The organism is Barnesiella sp. WM24 (assembly GCF_004570975.1).
GTDB lineage: Bacteria > Bacteroidota > Bacteroidia > Bacteroidales > Muribaculaceae > Muribaculum.
On record NZ_SPPC01000027.1, the window covers coordinates 1 to 3,243 of the forward strand.

General features: G+C 56.2%; 2 rRNA genes. Both read right to left on the reverse strand.

Annotated elements, in window-relative coordinates:
* Nucleotides 1-36: 36 nt before the first annotated feature.
* Nucleotides 37-145, reverse strand: a 5S ribosomal RNA gene (gene rrf / locus E4T81_RS15465).
* Between the two features lie 172 nt (nucleotides 146-317).
* Nucleotides 318-3,217 (reverse strand): 23S ribosomal RNA (locus tag E4T81_RS15470).
* Nucleotides 3,218-3,243: the final 26 nt, after the last annotated feature.

Below are 3,243 nucleotides of genomic sequence, written 5' to 3' on the forward strand. Positions count from 1 at the left end.
AAAAAAAGAGGCTGCAAGGGTTGCTTGCAGCCTCGAAGGGGGCGGTTACCTACTCTCCCACTTTCGCAGTACCATCGGCGTGGCGGGGTTTAACTTCTCTGTTCGGAATGGGAAGAGGTGGAGCCCCCGCGCTATCACCACCTTAGTCTTTTTCTTTGCCTGCGTCCATGACAGGTGACTTTTCCTGCGCTCATGGACCGGTATGTCTCAGGAAAGACGGCGGTCAGTGACCTTGGAAGCGGATACACTCGATTCAAGCTTTCTCTCGTCGAGCTCTGTCGAACTTTCTTGCAGCCTTGATGACGGGGGGCTGCGCCCCGGGAAAGGGTTCGGGCGATTAGTAACGCTCGGCTGTGTGCATTGCTGCACCTGCACCTGCGTCCTATCTACGTCGTAGTCTACAACGACCCTAATGTGGAGATCTTATCTTGGGGAGGGCTTCGTGCTTAGATGCTTTCAGCACTTATCCTGACCAGACGCGGATACCCGGCGGTGCACCTGGCGGTACAACCGGTAAACCGGAGGTCTGTCCAACACGGTCCTCTCGTACTAGTGTCGGAGCCCCGCAAATCTCCTGCGCCCACAACAGATAGAGACCGAACTGTCTCACGACGTTCTGAACCCAGCTCGCGTGCCACTTTAATAGGCGAACAGCCTAACCCTTGGGACCTTCTCCAGCCCCGGGATGTGACGAGCCGACATCGAGGTGCCAAACCACTCCGTCGATATGAGCTCTTGGGAGGGATCAGCCTGTTATCCCCGGAGTACCTTTTATCCTTTGAGCGATGGCCCTTCCATGCGGAACCACCGGATCACTATGCTCTAGTTTCCTACCTGTGCGACTTGTTAGTCTCCCAGTCAAGCACCCTTGTGCCATTACACTCTGCGGCCGGTTACCAATCGGCCTGAGGGTACCTTTAGAAGCCTCCGTTACTCTTTTGGAGGCGACCACCCCAGTCAAACTACCCACCAAGCAGTGTCCACGCTTCAGCGTGTTAGAGACCAAATGTGCGAAGGTCAGTATTTCAACAACGGCTCCACGACGACTGGCGTCGCCGTCTCACTGCCTCCTGACTATCCTACACATCGCACACCCGGTCACAGTGCTAAGCTGCAGTAAAGGTTCACGGGGTCTTTTCGTCCCGTTGCGGGTAATCGGCATCTTCACCGATACTACAATTTCACCGAGCTCATGGTTGAGACAGTGTCCAGATCATTACACCATTCGTGCAGGTCGGAACTTACCCGACAAGGAATTTCGCTACCTTAGGACCGTTATAGTTACGGCCGCCGTTTACCGGGGCTTCAATTCAATGCTTCTCTTGCGATGACATCTCCTCTTAACCTTCCGGCACCGGGCAGGTGTCAGGCTATATTCTTCGTCTTTAAACTTTGCATAGCCCTGTGTTTTTGTTAAACAGTTGCCTGGACCTATTCTCTGCGCCCCGCCCTGGAGCGGGGACCCCTTATCCCGAAGTTACGGGGTCAGTTTGCCTAGTTCCTTAACCATGAATCTCTCGAGCGCCTTGGTATTTTCTACCCGACCACCTGTGTCGGTTTGCGGTACGGGCCTCTGAAAGATTGCTTAGCGGGTTTTCTTGGGAGCATGGTTACCACCGCTATCCGATTGCCCGGGGGCGCTCGGTACTATCCCGGCTCACCACATGGCGCGTACTTCACTACGCCACGTATAGCTACCCGGTTCAACGCACTATTCCGTCAGTGCGCGGGTGTGTCACTTCTCCGTCGCCGCATCGCTCTCTCAAAGGGTGCCGGAATGTTGACCGGCTGTCCATCTGGTCCGCCTTGCGGCTGCCCATTAGGCCCCGACTTAACCTGATCCGATTAGCGTTGATCAGGAACCCTTGGTCTTTCGGCGGGAGGGTTTCTCGCCCTCCTTGTCGTTACTTATACCTACATTTGCTTTTCCGGTACCTCCAGCATGGCTCACGCCAAGCCTTCGACGGCCTGCGGAATGCTCCCCTACCAATGCAGCTCAAAGCTGCATTCCACGGCTTCGGCAGCGGACTTATGCCCGATTATTATCCATGCGGGACCACTCGACTAGTGAGCTGTTACGCACTCTTTAAATGAATGGCTGCTTCCAAGCCAACATCCTAGCTGTCCAGGCGGTCCCACCTCGTTATGGTCTTCAACTTAGCCCGCATTTGGGGGCCTTGGCCGGTGGTCTGAGTTGTTCCTCTCTCGGACGCGGACCTTAGCACCCGCGCCCTCACTCCCGGGTATCGTGCCGCGGCATTCGGAGTTCGTCAGGACTTGATAGGCGGTGAAGCCCTCGCATCCTATCGGTCGCTCTACCTCCGCGGTACTAAGCCCGAGGCTGCACCTAAATGCATTTCGGGGAGTACGAGCTATCTCCAAGTTTGATTGGCCTTTCACTCCTACCCTCAGGTCATCCGAAAGCTTTTCAACGCTTACCGGTTCGGTCCTCCAGACGGTGTTACCCGTCCTTCAACCTGCCCAAGGGTAGATCACTTGGTTTCGCGTCCACCCCCGCCGACTGTATCGCCTTGTTCAGACTCGCTTTCGCTTCGGCTCCGTGCGTCTTCGCACTTAGCCTCGCCGGCGACGGTGACTCGTAGGTTCATTATGCAAAAGGCACGCCCTCACCACACGTAGTGGCTCGGACCGCTTGTAGGCACATGATTTCAGGGTCTGTTTCACTCCCCTGTTCGGGGTTCTTTTCACCTTTCCCTCACGGTACTGGTCCACTATCGGTCTCTCGGTAGTATTTAGCCTTACGGGATGGTCCCCGCTGGTTCACACAGGATTTCTCGTGTCCCGCGCTACTCAGGTACCGGTCTCGCCCATGGCTGAGATTTCGCGTACGGGGCTGTCACCCGCTGCGGCCGCACTTTCCAGAGCGTTCCGCTATCCTTGCCATATCGCTTTGTCGACCGGCCCTACAACCCCGGAACCGCCGTGACGGCCCCGGTTTGGGCTCTTCCGCGTTCGCTCGCCACTACTTGCGGAATCATTGTTATTTTCTCTTCCTCCGGGTAATGAGATGTTTCAGTTCCCCGGGTTCGCCCTCCAGTCTTGCTGGAGTGCCGGAGTCGCCTCCGGCGGGTTGCCCCATTCGGAAATCCGCGGCTAAACGGGTATTTGCCCCTGACCGCGGCTTATCGCAGCTTATCACGTCCTTCTTCGCCTCCGAGAGCCAAGGCATCCTTCATGTGCCCTTGTCTCCTTTCCTTTGTTTATCTTGTAACGACCCGTGTC